At 62.2% G+C, this 16144-nt stretch carries 14 protein-coding genes; 3 read left to right on the forward strand and 11 right to left on the reverse strand.

All coding sequences use genetic code 11. From position 1 onward, the window contains the following. Positions 1 to 3: 3 nt before the first annotated feature. A complete protein-coding gene (locus tag KTQ42_RS14560) occupies positions 4 to 1215 on the forward strand; it encodes a serine hydrolase domain-containing protein (protein ID WP_249222771.1) in 1212 nt (403 codons plus the stop codon). A 35-nt stretch (positions 1216 to 1250) separates the two neighbouring features. Beyond that, on the forward strand, positions 1251 to 2798 hold the full coding sequence (locus KTQ42_RS14565; protein WP_217346982.1) for a class I adenylate-forming enzyme family protein: 1548 nt from the start codon (positions 1251 to 1253) through the stop codon (positions 2796 to 2798). Positions 2799 to 3058: 260 nt separating this feature from the next. Here KTQ42_RS14565 and KTQ42_RS14570 read toward each other — a convergent pair whose 3' ends face one another. From KTQ42_RS14570 to KTQ42_RS14605, 8 genes are all read right to left on the reverse strand, one after another. After that, a complete protein-coding gene (locus tag KTQ42_RS14570) occupies positions 3059 to 4606 on the reverse strand; it encodes a tripartite tricarboxylate transporter permease (protein ID WP_217346150.1) in 1548 nt (515 codons plus the stop codon). Positions 4607 to 4615: 9 nt separating this feature from the next. Further along, positions 4616 to 5077, reverse strand: a complete 462-nt coding sequence (locus KTQ42_RS14575) for a tripartite tricarboxylate transporter TctB family protein (RefSeq protein ID WP_217346151.1) — start codon at positions 5075 to 5077, stop codon at positions 4616 to 4618. A 104-nt stretch (positions 5078 to 5181) separates the two neighbouring features. Continuing rightward, the gene (locus KTQ42_RS14580; RefSeq protein ID WP_217346152.1) at positions 5182 to 5670 is read right to left on the reverse strand and encodes a DUF2846 domain-containing protein; all 489 of its coding nucleotides are present in this window, start codon (positions 5668 to 5670) and stop codon (positions 5182 to 5184) included. A 109-nt stretch (positions 5671 to 5779) separates the two neighbouring features. Further along, positions 5780 to 6319 (reverse strand): hypothetical protein, encoded by a 540-nt coding sequence (locus tag KTQ42_RS14585; protein ID WP_249222772.1) that lies wholly within the window; start codon positions 6317 to 6319, stop codon positions 5780 to 5782. 26 nt (positions 6320 to 6345) lie between these two features. Then, positions 6346 to 7527 (reverse strand): zinc-dependent alcohol dehydrogenase, encoded by a 1182-nt coding sequence (locus tag KTQ42_RS14590; protein ID WP_217346153.1) that lies wholly within the window; start codon positions 7525 to 7527, stop codon positions 6346 to 6348. Between the two features lie 210 nt (positions 7528 to 7737). Continuing rightward, positions 7738 to 8700 carry a TerC family protein gene (locus KTQ42_RS14595; protein WP_217346154.1) on the reverse strand — a complete coding sequence of 321 codons (963 nt, stop codon included), beginning with the start codon at positions 8698 to 8700 and terminating at the stop codon, positions 7738 to 7740. Between the two features lie 102 nt (positions 8701 to 8802). Beyond that, positions 8803 to 9057, reverse strand: a complete 255-nt coding sequence (locus KTQ42_RS14600) for a zf-TFIIB domain-containing protein (RefSeq protein ID WP_217346155.1) — start codon at positions 9055 to 9057, stop codon at positions 8803 to 8805. After that, positions 9054 to 9395 (reverse strand): HPF/RaiA family ribosome-associated protein, encoded by a 342-nt coding sequence (locus KTQ42_RS14605; protein WP_217346156.1) that lies wholly within the window; start codon positions 9393 to 9395, stop codon positions 9054 to 9056. Before KTQ42_RS14605 ends, KTQ42_RS14600 begins: the two co-directional genes overlap by 4 nt. A gap of 106 nt (positions 9396 to 9501) precedes the next feature. Here KTQ42_RS14605 and nhaR point away from each other — a divergent pair, with 106 nt between their 5' ends. Then, entirely contained in the window at positions 9502 to 10419 is a 918-nt protein-coding gene (gene nhaR, locus KTQ42_RS14610) for a transcriptional activator NhaR (RefSeq protein ID WP_217346984.1), read from the forward strand. A 43-nt stretch (positions 10420 to 10462) separates the two neighbouring features. On the opposite strand, the gene KTQ42_RS14615 is transcribed toward nhaR, so the two are convergent. The 3 genes from KTQ42_RS14615 to KTQ42_RS14625 all read right to left on the reverse strand — a co-directional run bounded on the left by KTQ42_RS14615 (position 10463) and on the right by KTQ42_RS14625 (position 16028). Continuing rightward, positions 10463 to 11629, reverse strand: a complete 1167-nt coding sequence (locus KTQ42_RS14615) for a tetratricopeptide repeat protein (protein WP_217346157.1) — start codon at positions 11627 to 11629, stop codon at positions 10463 to 10465. A 14-nt stretch (positions 11630 to 11643) separates the two neighbouring features. Beyond that, complete coding sequence (locus KTQ42_RS14620; RefSeq protein ID WP_249222951.1) at positions 11644 to 13779, reverse strand: EAL domain-containing protein; 2136 nt, start codon at positions 13777 to 13779, stop codon at positions 11644 to 11646. Positions 13780 to 13856: 77 nt separating this feature from the next. Beyond that, positions 13857 to 16028, reverse strand: coding sequence for an HDOD domain-containing protein (locus KTQ42_RS14625; RefSeq protein ID WP_349292152.1), 2172 nt, complete (start codon positions 16026 to 16028; stop codon positions 13857 to 13859). Between the last annotated feature and the right edge of the window lie 116 nt (positions 16029 to 16144).

A 16144-nucleotide genomic window follows, 5' to 3' on the forward strand; every position in this document is an offset into this window, starting at 1 on the left:
CAAATGACAGCAAACAGCCTGATGGCGCCGCTCGCGCGCGCCGATTTCCGCCTCGATCCGGCCCGCCTTGAACACCTCACCCGCACGATACAGGCCGACATTGACAACGGCCGCATTCCCGGCGCCGTGATGCTGGTTTCCCATCGCGACGAAGTGGTTTATGAAAAGGCGCTGGGCATGCAGAACGCCGCCGCCGGCGTGCCTATGTCCATCGACAGCATTTTCCGCATCTATTCCATGACCAAGCCCATCGTCTCGGTCGCGGTGATGATGCTGGTCGAGGAAGGCCGGCTCCTGATCAGCCAGCCGGTGTCGGCTTTTCTGCCGGAACTGGGCCAACCCCGGGTCGGCGTTGCATCGGCCGATGAAAACGGAGAGCCGGTGTTGAACACCGTGCCGGCCCAGCGCGAAATGACGGTGCATGACCTGTTGCGCCATACCTCGGGCCTGACTTATGGCATCTTCGGCGAATCGCTGGTCAAGAGCGCTTATGGCGACGCCGGCGTGGAGCGCAAGGACGTGACCAATGCCGAGATGGTGCGCCGGCTGGCCACGGTGCCACTGGCCTACCAGCCGGGCACGATCTGGGAATACAGCCGCTCCACCGATGTGCTGGGCGCGCTGGTGGAACGCATTTCCGGCATGGACCTGGAGGCATTCCTGCAGCAGCGCATCCTCGGCCCGCTGGGCATGAATGACAGCGGCTTCTGGGTGCCGGAAAACCAGCAGTACCGCCTGGCCGAAGCCTTCGATACCGATCCGCAGACCGGCGTGGCGGTCAAGCTGATCAATGTGCGGCGCAAGCCCGACTTCCTCTCCGGCGGCGGCGGCATGGTTTCCACCGTGCGTGACTACCTGCGCTTCGTGCGCATGCTGGCGGGGCACGGCACGCTGGACGGCGTGCGCATCCTGTCGCGCAAGACCGTGGAAACCATGACCAGCGACCACCTCGGCGACCTGCCCGGCGCCCGCGCCACACTGGACTTCCTGCCCGGTCCGGGCTACGGCTTCGGTCTTGGCTTCGCGGTGCGCATTGCCGCCGGCGACGCCATCGTGCCGGGCTCGCTCGGCGACTACAACTGGAGCGGCCTGGCCGGCACCTATTTCTGGATCGATCCGCAGGAAGAACTGGCGGCGATTTTCCTGATGCAGGCGCCGGAACAGCGCTCGCATTACCGCCAGCTGTTCCGCAACCTGGTGTACGCGGCGCTATAAGCCGCTATTTTCTGTCTGAACCAACCATGAAGACCATGACGATAGAAACCCTGCTTGACCGCGATTTCGGCACCATCCCCGAACTGATCCATCTGCATGCACAGCAGCAGCCCGGCCATCCGGCGCTGGTGCAGGACGACCGCAGCGTGAGCTATGCCGAACTGGACGCATTAATGAACCGGGTGGCTGCCTCTCTGCAACGCGACGGCGTGCAGCCACGCGAGGCCATTGCGATTTGCGCCGGCACCTCGATCCAGTACGCTGCGCTGTTCCTCGGCGCCCTGCGCGCCGGCGTGGCGGTAGCGCCGCTGGCGCCTTCCTCCACCGCGGAAAGCCTGGCGATCATGATCCGCGATTGCGGCGCGAAGCGGCTTTTCCTCGATGCCAGCACCGCCCCTACGCTGGCCGCGGTGCAGGACCGCATCGATGTGGCCCAAGTGCGCCTGGACGGCAGCGCCGAACCCGGCTGGGACAGCTGGCTGGCTGCGCCCGGCGCGGCGCCGCAACCGGTGCAGCTGCAGCCGGACTGGATCTTCAACATCATCTATTCCTCCGGCACTACCGGCGCGCCCAAGGGCATTACCCAGCCGCACGGCATGCGCTGGCAGCATGTCAAGCGCGGCCACCTGAACGGCTACGGCACCGAGGCGGTGACGCTGATTTCCACCCCCTTGTATTCCAACACCACGCTGGTCAGCTTTTTCCCGACCATTGCGCTCGGCGGCACGGTTGTGATGATGGCCAAGTTCGACGCCGGCACCTATCTCGAACTGGCGCAAAAACATCGGGTCACCCATACCATGCTGGTGCCGGTGCAATACCAGCGGCTGATGGCGCATCCGGATTTCGACCGTTACGACCTGTCTTCCTTCCGGATGAAGTTCTGCACCAGCGCACCCTTCTCGGCTGCATTGAAAGCCGACATCCTGAAACGCTGGCCTGGCGGCCTGGTCGAGTATTACGGCATGACGGAAGGTGGCGGCACCTGCATCCTGGCCGCGCACGAGCATCCGGACAAGCTGCACACGGTGGGCCAGCCGGCGCCGGAGCACGACATCCGCCTGATTGACGAGCAGGGTCGGGAAGTCGGGCCGGGCGAAACCGGCGAGGTGGTTGGCCATTCCGGCGCGATGATGCAGGGTTACTTCAACCAGCCGGAGAAAACCGCCGAGGCCGAGTGGTACGCGCCCGACGGCAAGCGTTTCATCCGCACCGGCGACCTCGGGCGTTTCGATGCCGACGGTTTCCTGACGCTGCTGGACCGCAAGAAGGACATGATTATTTCCGGCGGCTTCAACATCTACCCGAGCGACCTGGAAGCCGTGCTGCGCGAGCATCCGGACGTGGCCGACGCTGCGGTGGTAGGCGTGCCATCGACGGCCTGGGGCGAAACGCCAGTGGCCTATGTCGTGCCGCGGACAGGCGCCGGCATCACACCGGATGCGCTGATGGCCTGGGTCAATGAGCGGGTCGGCAAGACGCAACGGCTGTCGGCGCTGGAGTTCGCCGAATCGCTGCCGCGCAGCGCCATTGGCAAGGTGTTGAAGCGTGAACTGCGCGACCAGTACCAGGCAGGAAAGTAGTCAGCCAGGTAAGAGATCTCAGCGGGAAAGACATTTACCGTTTTTGGACGCCTTTGTAGGGTGCAATCCCCGAAGGGCATTGCACGGCTTTGCAGAATGTTGGGGAGTCGTGGGCTGCCATTCTTTGCGACCACGCGTAATGCCCCTGCGGGGTATTACGCCCTACAACTTGCATGAATCCCCAAATAAAAAACCGGCGCCGCAGCGCCGGTTTTTTCATCACCCGTCGCCATGCCGTCCTGCGACGGCATGGCCGTGTTTCAGGCCTCTTCCTGGAACGCCTCCTCGCGCTTGGACTTGATCGACGGCAGCGCCACGATCACCACCAGCGCCGCGGCCGCCAGCAGCAGGCCCAGCGAGATCGGCCGCGTGAAGAACACGCTGAAGTCGCCCCGCGACAGCAGCAGCGAACGGCGGAAGTTCTCCTCCATCATCGGCCCCAGCACGAAGCCCAGCAGCAGCGGCGCGCCCTCGCAGCCCAGCTTGATGAACACATAGCCCAGCACGCCAAAGCCCGCCGTCATGAACACGTCGAACACGCTGTTGTTGACCGTGTAGACGCCAATGCAGCAGAACACCAGGATCGCCGGGTACAGGTAGCGGTACGGCACCGTCAAGAGCTTGATCCAGATGCCGATCAGCGGCAGGTTCAGGATCACCAGCATCGCATTGCCCAGCCACATCGACACGATCAGGCCCCAGAACAGCGTCGGGTTGCTGGTCATGACCTGCGGGCCCGGCTGGATGTTGTGGATCGTCATGGCGCCCACCATCAGCGCCATGACCGCATTGGGCGGAATGCCCAGCGTCAGCAGCGGAATGAACGAGGTCTGCGCCGCGGCATTGTTGGCCGACTCCGGACCGGCCAGGCCTTCGATGGCGCCCTTGCCGAACTCGGCGCTGTTCCTGCTGATCTTCTTTTCCATGGTGTAGGCGCCGAACGAGGCCAAGGCCGCGCCGCCGCCGGGCAGGATGCCCAGCATCGAGCCCAGGGCGGTGCCGCGCAGGATGGGCGCCACCATGCGCTTGAAGTCGTCCTTCGACGGGAACAGGGTGGTGATCTTGCTGGTGAAGACTTCGCGCTTTTCCTTCTGCTCGAGGTTGGTCATCACCTCGGCAAAGCCGAACACGCCCATGGCCACCGCGGCAAAGCTCACGCCGTCGGACAGCTCGGGAATGTCAAACGCATAGCGCGACACGCCGGTGTTCACGTCCGTGCCGATCACGCCGCCCAACAGGCCCAGCACAATCATGGCAATGGCCTTGACCAGCGAGCCGGAGGCCAGGACGACGGCGCCGATCATGCCCAGCACCATCAGCGAGAAGTACTCGGCCGGGCCGAACTTGAAGGCCACTTCGGCCAGCGGCACCGCAAAGGCGGCCAGCAGCAGCGTGCCGACGCAGCCGGCAAAGAACGAGCCGATGGCGGCGGTGGACAGGGCCACGCCGGCGCGGCCGCGGCGGGCCATCTGGTAGCCGTCGATACAGGTGACCACCGACGAGGTCTCGCCGGGCAGGTTGACCAGGATGGCGGTGGTGGAGCCGCCGTACTGGGCGCCATAGTAAATGCCGGCCAGCATGATCAGGCCGCCCAGCGGGGGCAGCGCATAGGTTGCCGGCAGCAGCATGGCGATGGTGGCGATCGGGCCCAGGCCGGGCAGCACGCCGATCAGGGTGCCGATCAAAGCGCCGATGAAGCAGTAGGCCAGGTTCATCGGCAGGCTCATGGTCAGGCCGAAGACCGAGAACGGCTCCAGGGCCAGCACCGCGCCGAAGCCGGTGGAGAGGTTGGCAATCAGGGTTTCCATGTGTGCTCCTTAGGCGCCGAGGAAAGTGGGCCACAGCGGAAACTGCAGACTCAGGGCATAGACGAAGACGAACAGGCACAGCAGGACCAGCACGACGGTGTTGATCAGGGCGGCGCGCCAGCCGAATTCATGGCTGGCATAGCTCGACACCAGCACCACGGTGACGAGGGAAATGACCAGGCCCAGGCGCGGCAGGAACAAGCCGAAGAGCACGACCGAGCCGAGGATGAGGATGATGGTGGCCCAGGAAAAGCGGTCGACCTTGTGCGCCTCGGCCTTGGGCGAGAGCGCCATCAGGGCAATGCCGACGCCCATGACGATGAGGATGACGCCCAGTACGGTGGGGAAGTAGCCGGGGCCCATGCGGGCGGCCGAGCCGAAGGTGTAACGGGTACCAAACCCGGCGAAGAAAAGGCCGAAGGCGGCAAACATCACCCCCGACCAGAAGTCCTTCTGGTTCCTGATTAACATGCTGCAAAGTCTCCTTTTTGTCGCTTTTTGAGCGGACCATGATTTTTGCCGATCATGGCAAAGGATGCAATGGTCAATATTGATTCCGCGACATAAAGCAGTGTTTATTTAGCGCCTTGCACCAAATAGAGCGCCTTTTCCCGCAATTTGGGCAAAGTCAGCATGGCTTCACGCTCCTCCCTGTTTGCGATCAGAGCATCGTGAAAGAGTGGCTGCATATCCAGTCCGGTCGAAAAGACGAATTCAAAAAACATGTTCTTCCCTGGCTGCGCGTCGACTTTCGCCTCGATCACGGCAGCCCTGGGACCGGGCGCAACCTCCAGTAGATGCCGGCCTGGCGCCAGGGATAGGCGCAGGTAGGATGCATTTGACAGTTGTCCGCAAATTTTGCCGTCAATAATGACATCAAAGCCCTGGGCATAGGCAGCCATGGCGTCACGCCGGTACAGATAGACCTGCGCCATCTCCGGCGCAACGGCGGACAGGCCCGGAAATAGCGGCCCTTCAACACGGTCGCAACTGAAGACCGCAAGGCCGGCAGCCAGGGTCAGGAGAAAACCGTAATGAATCAGTTTTGAATGAAGGAATATCATGCGGATTGCAGTAAGGGACAAGGCGCGCCCCGTTGGCGCGCCCGCCGTAAGTTGCAATCCCGCGTGAAACGTTGCCCGCTCTTAGCCAGGCGGGCTAACGGCTACTCGATCAGCGCCAGGGACGGAGCTTGCGGCGCTGCCTCAAACTGTAGATCAACCCGATGGCACCGCCGATGGCCAGTGCCTTGCCGGCTAGGCCGATCGGATTGTGCTTGACCTCGGCCATGATGCCCATTTCGCCGAGGATGTTGGGAATATGTCCGGACTTGAGGTCATCGGCCAGGCCTTCGACCATGTTGACCCGGTCTGCGAACAGCAGCAGCAGCCAGTGGCGGATGTCGTTTTCGCTCAGGGTAAAGGCGAAATCACGGATTTTCCCGGACAAGCCGGTGGGCGGGACACTGGTGCCGAATACCGGCGTGATGCTCGGCCGCTCGGTCGAATGGAAAACCTTGACGTTCACCGGTTGCTGCTCGGGCACATCCCAGTGCACATTGTCCAGCCGGGGCGGCGTACGTTCCATTGGGTAGGCAGGACGGTTCTTATGGTCCAGGTCGGCTCCCCAGCCGGTGATGTGCGACATGTCGCGCTTGGGTTTTTCGTGATGATGGTGGCCGATCTCGGGTGTGGTGTTGTGCTGGATGTCCATGATGCTGCGCTCCTTGGTCCGTGGGTTCAGGCTTCTTCCTTGGCGACAACGCTATTGCTGTAAGCGCCCGGCGGTATCAGGACAGTCTTGATGCAATTGTCGAGCTTGCTGGAAAACAGGTGATAGGCATCGGCCACTTCTTCCAATGGGATCCGGTGCGTGATGATCTGGCGCGGAATGATGCGGCCGGCCTGGATATGTTCAATCAGCCGCGGCAGATGACGCTTGACGCTGGCCTGGTTCATCCGCATGGTCAGGCCCTTGTTGATTGCATTGCCGATCGGGATCGCATTGAAGGTGGGGCCATAAACCCCGACAATCGACACCGTGCCGCCCTTGCGCACCGAGTTGATGGCCCAGTGCAGGACGGTCGCTGCGCCAGCCTGCAGCTTCAGGTAGCGACCGGTGAGCGTCTGGGCGGCATTGCCCGCCGCCTCGCAGCCGACGCAGTCGATACAGACATCCGCGCCCAGCCCGTCTGTCATCTTCTTGATGTGGATGGCCATGTCGGCCACCTCCTTGAAGTTGACGACCTCGCACTGCGCATAATTCTTGATGAATTCAAGGCGGTACTCGACATGATCGACGACGATCACACGGCCGGCTCCCATCAGCCAGGCGGATTTGGCGGCAAAGATGCCGACCGGGCCGGCGCCGAACACCACCACGGTGTCGCCTTCTTCGATATCGCCCATCTCCGCCGCCTGATAGCCGGTGGGGAACGCATCGGTCAACAGCACCGCGTCTTCCACATGCAAGTCCTTGGGAATGACAGTCGGCCCGACATCGGCCATCGGGATACGCACCAGTTCAGCCTGGCCGCCATCGTAGCCGCCGGCCGTATGGGAATAGCCGTAAATGGCGCCAACCGCAGTCGCTTCCGGATTAACGTTATGGCAATTGCTGTACAACTCCTTCTGGCAGAAATAGCAGGAGCCGCAAAAGATGTTGAAGGGCACCAGAACATGGTCGCCCACCTTGAGGTTTTGCACGGAAGACCCGACATCCTCCACCACGCCAGTGAATTCATGGCCGAAGGTGGAGCCGATCCGGGTGTCCGGCACCAGGCCGTGATACAGGTGCAGATCGGAGCCGCAGATGCAGGACCGGGTGACGCGGACGATAGCGTCATTCGGGTGCTCGATTACCGGGTCGGGCTTGTGCTTCGCTCGTACGCGGTAGGGACCTCTGTAATCCATTGCCAGCATGATTTTTCTCCTTTTTACCGGGGTCGCCGCGCATATCGCCGCGCGTCACGCGCACAGCCCGATCAGGGCTGCTGTCTGTTTGTTAAGACATCGCGAGGTAAAAAGGTTCGTGAAGCAGGGATAAGGCTTGATCGTTTTCCACTAGATAGACGAAAGAGCGCCTTTTCCTTTGCCTGCCATCCTGGCAGGCAAAGGGCACACGGCCGGAGTTCAGACAGTGTGACGAGCTGGCTCTACCAGGCTTGCCGCTATCGCCACCAGCAGGATCAGCCCGACGATACCCAGGGACACCTGGACTGGCATGTGATACCACTGCGCCGCCAGCATCTTGCCGCCAATGAATACCAGCACCACGGCCAGACCATATTTCAGATAATGGAAGCGGTCGGCCATGCCAGCCAGCAGGAAATACAGCGCACGCAATCCCATGATGGCAAACATGTTGGAAGTAAAGACGATGAAGGGATCGCTGGTAATGGCAAAGATTGCCGGAATACTGTCGACCGCGAATACCAGGTCGGTGAACTCGATCAGCACCAGCACCAGGAACAGGGGCGTGGCATGGCGCAGGCCATCGCGCATGATGAAGAACCGCTCGCCATGATAGTCAGTGGTGACCCGCATATGGCCGCGCATCCAGCGCAGCAGCGGATTGGTTTCCAGATCCGGCTCGTGGTTGGCGAAGATCAGCATCTTCACGCCGGTAAACAACAGGAAGGCGCCGAAGACATACAGGATCCAGCTGAACTGGCTGATCAGCCAGGCACCGAGCAGGATCATGACAGCGCGCATCACGATGGCGCCGATCACGCCATACAGCAGCACGCGTCGCTGGAATTCCGCCGGTACCGCGAAATAGCTGAACAGCATCAGGAAGACAAAAATATTGTCGACCGACAGCGCCTTTTCAATCAGGTAACCGGACAGGAATTCCAGGCCCTTGACGTTGGCCACTTCACGGCCGACCGTATTGTCCAGATGCCACCAGAGCAGCAGGTTGAACAGCAACGCCAGTGCAAACCAGGCGATTGACCAGCCCAGCGCTTCACGGAAAGACACCTTGTGAGCATTGCGCCCGCCAAGCACCACCATATCAATGACCAGCATGCCGATGACAAACAGGATGAAGCCAGTCCACATCGGCGCGGTCGCGAAGGTTTCAATATCCGCCATGACAACCCTTATCAACCCTTGACAATAAAAAGGCCGACATGACGATCCGCATGTCAGCCCTGAAAATTCCCGATACGCTTGGTAACGCGTCCTGCCGGCAGTTCAATCGAAGTCGAACAGTTCGGCAAGAAAACTGCGCCGCCGGCGCATTGCCGGGCTCGCGGACTGCGCTCGATACATGGACTGCTCGCCACGCCTGGCGTCATTGCTTCCTCGATAGGCACTCAGACGGTCAAGCAACTTGTCGAGTTCGCCACGGTCCAGCCAAACGCCGCGGCATCGGGCGCACCAGTCGATTTCGACGCCTTCCCGATACTGTGGCGTCAGCGTGGCCGCGTCACATGCGGGGCATCTCATGACTGGGCCGCGACATGCAATTGTGACGCCTTGACCGTACGCCTCTGGCTCAGGCGTCGTGCCACGCCACGGCTGATGCGCCGCGCCGCCTGGGCGATGGCGGCATACAGGTCGCGGTCCGTGCTGGTAGTGACCACCTGCCCCACGCCGTCCACCACCACGTGAATGCCACAGTGCTTGTCGGCGCCGCCGCGTGGCCCGTTGAGATCACACAGCCGTACCGTCACGTGCCGCACCCTGGCACGGGTATGCGACAGTGCGCTGCGCAACTGGTGCAGGGTATATTCCTGCAGCGCCGCGGTCAGTCCAAAGCGTCGGGAGTGAATGGCGATCTTCATGAGTTTCTCCTTTCGGGTGTTGGTGAGGCACACTATAGGACGGCGCGATTGGCTTGAATATTCGAATATAACGTTTGTGAAATTCGAAAAAACCGATGAGAAAACCATGGGCGCAATGAACTACAAACACCTCCATTACTTCTGGATGGTCGCCAAAACCGGGAGCATCGGGCGCGCCAGCGCACGCCTGCATGTGACGGCCCAGACCATCAGCGGCCAGCTGACGCTATTCGAGGAGATACTGGGCCATCAGCTGTTTGACCGCGTGGGCCGCCGCCTGCAGCTCAATGACATGGGGCGCCTGGTGCTGCGTTATGCCGACGATATCTTCACGCTGGGCGGAGAACTCGAGGAAGCCGTGCGGCGCGGGCCGGGCGAGCGCACGCTGCAACTGCGGGTCGGCGTGACCGACGCTGTGCCCAAGGCCATGGCGTACCTGCTGCTGGAACCGGCGATGCAGTTGCCGCAGGGGCTGCGCATTATCTGCCGCGAGGGCAAGCCGCGCCAGTTGCTGGCCGAACTGGCGACCCATCAGCTCGACATCGTGATCGCAGACAGCCCGCTGCCCGCCAATGTCGAAGTACGTGGCTTCAATCACCTGCTGGGTGAATGTGGTCTGGATTTCTTTGCCGCGCCAGCGCTGGCGCGGCAATACCGCAAGGGCTTTCCGCACAGCCTGGACGGCGCCCCCTTCCTGTTGCCCGGCGAGGATGCCGCGATGCGCCCGAGGCTGCTGCGCTGGTTTGACCGGATTGGCATACGGCCCCAGATCGTCGGCGAATTCGATGATGGCGCCCTGATGAAAGCCTTTGGCGAAGCCGGCGCCGGCATCTTCTGCGCACCGCAGGCCGTTGCCGCGCGCCTGAGGAAGCAGCTTGCAGTGCAGCGTCTTGGAACGACCAATGAGGTCAATGAGCAGTTCTATGCAGTCTCGATGGAACGGCGCCTGACGCATCCGGCGGTAGTGGCCATCCGCTCGGCTGCGCGCGACAAGCTTTTCGGCACCGTGCAGTCGGCTGGCTGAATCAGCGGCGATTCAACCGCGGAAACTTTTGCCGCGCAGGCGCCTAGCCTTGCGCCACAGCGCTGTCTGCACCGGCCTTGCCCTGCAATGCGCTGCTGATCCCGGCAGCCGCGGCCAACTGGCCTGGCGTCATTTCCTGCGCCAGCTGCGCAAGCGCGCGGCTGGCCTGCCAGATGCCTTGCCCGGCTGCCAGGTTCAGCCAGGCCCAGGCCTGCGCTCCATCGGCTGCTACGCCATGGCCCTGCGCATACATCGTTCCCAGATTGAACTGCGCCCTTGCATGCCCCTGCTCGGCAGCACGGCGATACCACGAGAGCGCCTTGGTCGCATCCTGCTGCACGCCGTTGCCGGCGTCGTAACGCAAGCCCAGGCTGAACTGCGCATGCGCATTGCCGCGCTCGGCCGCCTTGCAATACCAGGCCATGGCCTGCTGCGCATCGCGCGGCAGGCCATGGCCGCGGTCGTACATCACGGCCAGGCTGTATTGCGCCTTGGCCAGCCCCTGTTCGGCCGCAGCGCGAAACAGGGCCTGCGCCTGCGGCAGGTCCACCGGTACGCCCTGCCCGGCTTCCAGCATCGCCGCCAGGTTGTACTGCGCCAGCGCATACCCCTGGGCGGCCGCCCTGCCATACCATCCGGCTGCCTGCTGCAAATCCTGCGGCAACGATTTGCCGCTGGCGTACATCAATCCGAGATTGTTCTGCGCCGCCGGATCGTTCTGGTCCGCCGCGCGCTGGAACCAGTGCAGCGCGCGCATGCCGTCGGCCGGTACGCCCACGCCATTCACGTACATCAATCCGAGATTGTTCTGCGCGCCGGCATGGCCAAGTTCAGCGGCCTCGGTGTACCAGGCCAGGGCCTGCGCCTGGTCTTGCTGCACGCCCTGGCCATTGGCATACATCAGGCCCAGATTGAACTGGGCCTTGGCATGCCCCTGGTGCGCAGCCTTGCGATACCACAGCAGCGCATGCGCATAGTCCTGCGCGCGCCTGCCATTGCTGTAGATAACGGCCAGATTGAATTGCGCATTCGCATGCCCCCGGTCAGCTGCCTTGCGAAACCAGGTGCGCGCCTGCTCCCAGTCCTGGGGAACGCCATCACCGCTGCTGTACATCATGCCCAGCCGGTTGGCTTCATCCATCTCGGCCTGCGCGGAGTCCTGCGCGGAAGCCGCGGATAAGGGATGAACACTTTGCTGCAGGCTATTCATTCGCAGATCCGGCTTCAGGCAATACGGGCGACATGGCGTGGCAGCAGTTGCAGAAAGTGGGCCGCTGACACCGGCCGGTGGTACAGGTAGCCCTGCATCACCGAGCAGCCGATGCGTTGCAGATAAGCGGCCTGGACGCCGCTTTCCACGCCCTCGGCGACCACGTTCAGCGACAGCCCGCTGGCAATCGACATGATCGCCAGCACCACGGGGTAATGGCCGTCGATCCGGTGGATCTCCCTGACGAAGGATTGATCGATCTTGATGGTATGTACCGGAAAGCGATGCAGGTAGGCGAGCGAGGAATAACCGGTGCCGAAGTCATCAATGGCGACGCTCACGCCAATCGCCTCGAGCTTGTTGAGCTGCTCGATCGCATACTGCGGATTGCGGATACAGATGTTCTCGGTGATCTCCACCTCGATCTGCGATGCCGACAGCCTGTGCCGTGCCAGCATGGTCTTCATCTTTTCGACGAAGTCGCCGCTGTCAAGATACTGCGGCGAGACATTCAGCGACAGCCGGATGCGGGATGGCGACTGGCTGTTCCACCAGGCGAGATCCCGGCAGACGGCATCCAGCATCCAGTCGCTGATGGGCATCATCAGGCCGTTCTCTTCGGCGAAGGGCAGAAACTCGCCGGCCGACAGCAGGCCGCGCTCGGGATGATGCCAGCGCATCAGCCCTTCCACGCCCACGATCCGGCCCGTGGCGGCATCCACCTGCGGCTGGTAGTACATCTCGAATTCATTGCGCTCCAGCGCACGCCGCAGGCTTTTCTCCAGCGTGATCTTCTGGTAGGACGCCTCATGCATCGATGGCTCGTAGAAGCTGTAGCTGTTCTTGCCGCGCGCCTTGACCTGGTACATCGCCATGTCCGCATGGCACAGCAGTTCATCGATGGTCGTGCCGTCATGCGGATAGACAGCGATGCCGATGCTGGCGGATATATGGTTGTCGCTGCCGGCCAGCTCAAAGGGCAGCTGCAGGCATTCAAGCGCCTTCTGCGCCACCACGTCGGCGTCGCCACGGCTTTGCAATTCCGGCAGGACGATGGTGAATTCATCGCCGCCCAGCCTGGCCAGCGTATCGCCCTGACGCAGCGCCGCCTTCAGCCGTGCCGCCACCTGCTGCAGCAATTCATCGCCATGGATATGGCCCAGCGTATCGTTGACCAGCTTGAAACGGTCGAGATCGATGAACATCACCGCCAGCTCTGCATCCTTGCGCTTGGCCTGCGTGATCGCCAGCCCCAGCCGGTCCTTGAACAGCATCCGGTTCGGCAGGTCGGTCAGGATGTCGTGATACGCATGGTAGGAGATCATGGCCTCCGCCCGCTTGCGCTCGGTGATGTCGCGCGCCACGCCATAGGTGCCATAGAATTCGGCGCCGTGCTTGTCCGGGGCACTGCCGTACATGCCCATGGAATTGAATGAAAGCGTGAGCAGCGTCGTTTCAAATGCCGGCCCCTTGTCGCGGCCACCGGCGGACTTGAGCCTCAATTCGATATTGCGGCTGGCCCGCTCGCCGACACGGCGCTCGTTGAAGACATAATAGGCCCGGTCCATGTCCTCGGCATGCACCAGCATCGAGTAATGGTTGCCGATCAGCTCAGTGCGGCTGAAACCCAGCAGCTGCAGCGCCCGGTCATTGACGAAGGAAAAGCGCCCTTCCTCGTTCAGCGTGTAAATAATGTCCGGCGAACTGTCGACCAGGTAACGGTAGAGCTTTTCGGAACGTGCCAGCTGCTGCGCGATGCGCTTGTTCTCGGCTTCGAGCCGACGCTGGCGCAAGGCGTTGTCCACGGTGTTGAGCAGCTCTTCCCGGCTGTAGGGCTTGCGCAGATAGTCATAGGCGCCCCGCTTCAATGCGCCGATCGCGCCATCAATGCCGGTCTCGCCGCTGAGCACGATGACGCGGGTCTCGAGCTTCTTGCGGTTGATGACGTCCATGATCTGGTGGCCGCCAAAGTCCGGAAGCCGCAGGTCCAGCAAGGCCAGATCAAAGGACATCTTTTCCAGCAGTGCCACCGCTTCGCTGCCGCAGGTGGCGGTGTGCAGTTCATGGCCGCTGTCTTCCAGCAGCGCGCACAGGCTGGCAAGCAGGCGTGGCTCGTCGTCGACCAGCAGCAGGCGGTGCGCTGGCGGCATGGCCGACGCCGTTGCCTCGTTCAGTGGCGCATCGGCATTAAGCAATGGCATGAACGGCGCCACGTTGCGCTGATTGATCATGATGGATACTGTCCCGACTGTTTGGACTGGCCAGCGTAGGCCGCTGAGGGTTGCACATGCAACGGCAGCTGCACATCAAAGGTCGTGCCACGGCGGCTGCTGCGGCAACTGATCGTGCCGCCCATCTTCTGCACGAGGCCATGGACGATGCTCAAGCCAAGTCCGCGCCCCACGCCGGCCTTGGTGCTTTGCACGGGAGAGAAAAGCTTGGCCATGACTTCGGCCGGAATGCCGCCGCCGTTGTCGCGCACGCTCAGCTCCGCATACAGCCGGCCGTCGCGGTTGACGTGGCCATTGTCGACGATCTGGATTTCACCGCCATTCGGCATCGCCTCCATGGCGTTCTTCAGCAGATTGACCAGTACCTGCTTGAGCAGATCGGCGCTGGCTTCCAGCACGCTTTCATCGTCCTGCACGTCGGCACGCAGGGAAATCGACGCCGGCATGTACTCAGTGTCCTGGAACAGGCGCACCACATCCCTTACCACCCGCCCGACTTCGGCCTGCGCGCTGGCAGACTCGGGCTCCAACTCGGCCAGGCCATGCACGATCTGCCCTACCCGGTCGATTTCCTCATTGAGGATGGCGACCTCGCCCACCACGATGTCCTGCTTGCGCAGGCGGCTATCCAGTATGCCGAGATAGTTCTTGATGATGGACAGCGGATTATTGACTTCATGCGCGACGCGGCGCGTGGCTGCCTGGTATTGGTCTGCGACGCTGGCGATGCGCTGGTCGAGTTCGGCCTGGCTGCTGATTGCGGCATGGAGCGCGTTGGCCGCCTGGGAGGCGTAGGCGAGCAGGAATCGTTCACGTCGCTGCAGGTCATCGACCTGGTGCTCGCCGATGCTGCCCACCAGCATGCCGATGCAGCGGCCGGTCACTGTCATCGGCAGGCACAGCAGGCAGTCGGCACGCATCAGGCTCAGCAGCTGCTCCTCGGCCAGGCTCAGCAGCTCCCTGCCGCGCCGCACAAATGCAATGCGCCGCATCAGGGCGGCCTCGGCAATCACGCCGCCTGCTGTCAGGGGCAATGAAAATTCGGCCAGTCTTTCGACCTGGCCCTTGCCCGGCTTGCCTGCCAGGGCCTGGCCGGCCTTGTCAGTCAGCAGCAGGAACACCTCGCCAAAACTGAACAGGATTCGGGCCGATCCGGACACGGTTTCCATCAGGCCCGCCATGTCGGTCTGGCGCGAGAAAAAGCGGCTGGCCTGGGACGCCAGCACCATGTTGCGCATTTCCTCATCCATCTTTTCCTGGGTGGGATTGCGCGCTGCGGCTGGCTGGGGCGGCACGTAGGCGGCCTGGGCGACGATGTCGTCTGCGCCCGCCAGGTCTATACCCAGTGCGCTTGCGGCACGCACGACTTGCGCCTCGGCCTTGCCGCGGATTTCCTGGATGGCGTCGGCATCGAGGCCGCAAAGCGCCGCGACTTCGTCCAGTGCCGCCTCGTCGGTATCGTGGCTGGCCAGTAGATGCGCCAGCATCACAATACGGATCAATGGGTGGGCATTGGCCACGCGGGCTGCCGGTTCATGGTGGTACTGGATGCTGTCGCACAGGAATGAGTCCAACTGCCAGCGCTCGATGATGGCTGCGCCTGCTTCGGCGTGCGTGATCTGCATGGTCCGCTGCTCCACCCAGCACAGCTTGGCATCGTCCCTTGCATGGAAGTTCACCGCATATTCCTGGGGCGCTACGGACAGCAGGCCTAGCCGCCCGACATCATGCAGCAGGCCGGCAAGATAAGCCTCTTCGATATGCGGGTGCTTCATCTTGATCGCGATGTCGCGCGCCATCACGGCTGCAGTCAATGAATGCTTCCAAAAGCCTCGCAGGTCAATCGTGCCAGGCTTGGAAAAGTCGTTGAACATTTGCAGCACCGACTCACTGATCACCAGTGTTTTGATCATGTCGGTGCCGATTGCCATCAGCGCCTGGTCCAGATTGGCCTTGCGGCCTCCGCTACGGTGGTAGGCCGGGCTATTGGCAACGGCAAGAATGCTGCTTGCCATCCCGGGATCCTGCGATATCAGAGCGGCGAGTTCCGACATGCCAGCTTCTTCGTCCTGGCATTGTTCGATGAGCTTCAGGAGAATTTGCGGCATCGTTGGAAGATGCGCTTGCTCCAGTCGCTTTCGTATGTCTATTTCGGATCGCTGCATCATTTATCGAACTTTGTCGCTGTTGCTTGCGCTTTGCTTGAAAGGCAACTGCAGCAGAATCACTGTCTGCTACTGGCTGCATGCCAGCCCGTTACCGCATTCGAGCATCGTATTATTCC

It is taken from the genome of Noviherbaspirillum sp. L7-7A, assembly GCF_019052805.1.
Taxonomy (GTDB): Bacteria; Pseudomonadota; Gammaproteobacteria; order Burkholderiales; family Burkholderiaceae_D; genus Noviherbaspirillum_A.

What these genes read in the sequence shown, in the direction of transcription:
- KTQ42_RS14560 (WP_249222771.1), top strand. Translation starts at nt 4, where the DNA reads ATGACAGCAAACAGCCTGATGGCGCCGCTCGCGCGCGCCGATTTCCGC.
- KTQ42_RS14565 (WP_217346982.1), top strand. Translation starts at nt 1,251, where the DNA reads ATGACGATAGAAACCCTGCTTGACCGCGATTTCGGCACCATCCCCGAA.
- KTQ42_RS14570 (WP_217346150.1), bottom strand. Translation starts at nt 4,606, where the DNA reads ATGGAAACCCTGATTGCCAACCTCTCCACCGGCTTCGGCGCGGTGCTG.
- KTQ42_RS14575 (WP_217346151.1), bottom strand. Translation starts at nt 5,077, where the DNA reads ATGTTAATCAGGAACCAGAAGGACTTCTGGTCGGGGGTGATGTTTGCC.
- KTQ42_RS14580 (WP_217346152.1), bottom strand. Translation starts at nt 5,670, where the DNA reads ATGATATTCCTTCATTCAAAACTGATTCATTACGGTTTTCTCCTGACC.
- KTQ42_RS14585 (WP_249222772.1), bottom strand. Translation starts at nt 6,319, where the DNA reads ATGGACATCCAGCACAACACCACACCCGAGATCGGCCACCATCATCAC.
- KTQ42_RS14590 (WP_217346153.1), bottom strand. Translation starts at nt 7,527, where the DNA reads ATGCTGGCAATGGATTACAGAGGTCCCTACCGCGTACGAGCGAAGCAC.
- KTQ42_RS14595 (WP_217346154.1), bottom strand. Translation starts at nt 8,700, where the DNA reads ATGGCGGATATTGAAACCTTCGCGACCGCGCCGATGTGGACTGGCTTC.
- KTQ42_RS14600 (WP_217346155.1), bottom strand. Translation starts at nt 9,057, where the DNA reads ATGAGATGCCCCGCATGTGACGCGGCCACGCTGACGCCACAGTATCGG.
- KTQ42_RS14605 (WP_217346156.1), bottom strand. Translation starts at nt 9,395, where the DNA reads ATGAAGATCGCCATTCACTCCCGACGCTTTGGACTGACCGCGGCGCTG.
- nhaR (WP_217346984.1), top strand. Translation starts at nt 9,502, where the DNA reads ATGGGCGCAATGAACTACAAACACCTCCATTACTTCTGGATGGTCGCC.
- KTQ42_RS14615 (WP_217346157.1), bottom strand. Translation starts at nt 11,629, where the DNA reads ATGAATAGCCTGCAGCAAAGTGTTCATCCCTTATCCGCGGCTTCCGCG.
- KTQ42_RS14620 (WP_249222951.1), bottom strand. Translation starts at nt 13,779, where the DNA reads ATGCCGCCAGCGCACCGCCTGCTGCTGGTCGACGACGAGCCACGCCTG.
- KTQ42_RS14625 (WP_349292152.1), bottom strand. Translation starts at nt 16,028, where the DNA reads ATGATGCAGCGATCCGAAATAGACATACGAAAGCGACTGGAGCAAGCG.